1 protein-coding gene is annotated in these 863 nt (G+C 50.6%); it reads right to left on the minus strand.

Features of this window, described 5'->3' with window-relative positions; translation table 11 throughout:
- Window positions 1-863: VirB4-like conjugal transfer ATPase, CD1110 family (locus LIQ05_RS19365; protein WP_416386009.1), on the minus strand; the 863-nt coding region annotated here is incomplete at both ends.

Raw genomic sequence — 863 nt, forward strand, 5'->3', positions numbered from 1 at the left:
ACATTGGTGATGTAGGATAACTGGTTGTCTGAAATATTCAGAAGTGCCGCCAGCTCATCCCGGTCGGTGGTAGCCTGATTCAAAAGGATCAGGAACTCACTGTTCGCCAGCATCAGGCGGGCGGTATCGGATTTCAGAAGTTCCTCAACGTTCTGGGTAAGTCCGGTTACAAATCCGGAATACTTACGGATACGCTTGTACAGGCGGTAGAAAAAGTCCGCACTGTATTCATAGCGGAACAGCAGATAAAACTCATCCGCAAAGATCCATGTCGTTTTTCCCTTCTTCCAGTTCTGGATCACACGGTTAAAAATCGAATCCAGTGTGACCAGCATGCCAAGGGGCATCAGCTGTTCGCCCAGCTCCCGGATGTCATAGTCGATGATACGGCTCTTCGTGTTGACATTGGTTTCCTGGGCAAAGGTGTTCAGACTGCCATTGATAAACAGTTCCGAAGACAGAGCCAGCCCTCTGGCTTCTTCCTCCGGCTGGAGCATGAGTTGTCGGTACAGGTCCTTTAAGGTCGGCACCTGCCCTTTGTAACCGCCCCTCATGTAATCCCGGTACACATCTGCGGTGCAGCGGTCAAGGATGGATTTCTCCTTTGCCGAAAGGTTTCCGGCTCCTACGAGCTGCTCAAACAGGGAAAGGATAAATTCTGACTTCTCAATCAGAGGATTTCGGTCATTGCCATAGGCAGAATCCATATCCAGTGCATTCAGATGGGTATCTGAGGTTGCCGAGATCCGGATGACCTCTCCGTTTAAGGCTTCCACCAGAGAAGCAAACTCCGACTCCGGATCGAGGATGAGGATGTCATCTTCCGTGGAAAGGGCAAGGTCTACGATCTCCTCTTTTGCCGA

Source organism: Blautia glucerasea (genome assembly GCF_020537505.1).
Lineage (GTDB): Bacteria > Bacillota > Clostridia > Lachnospirales > Lachnospiraceae > Blautia_A.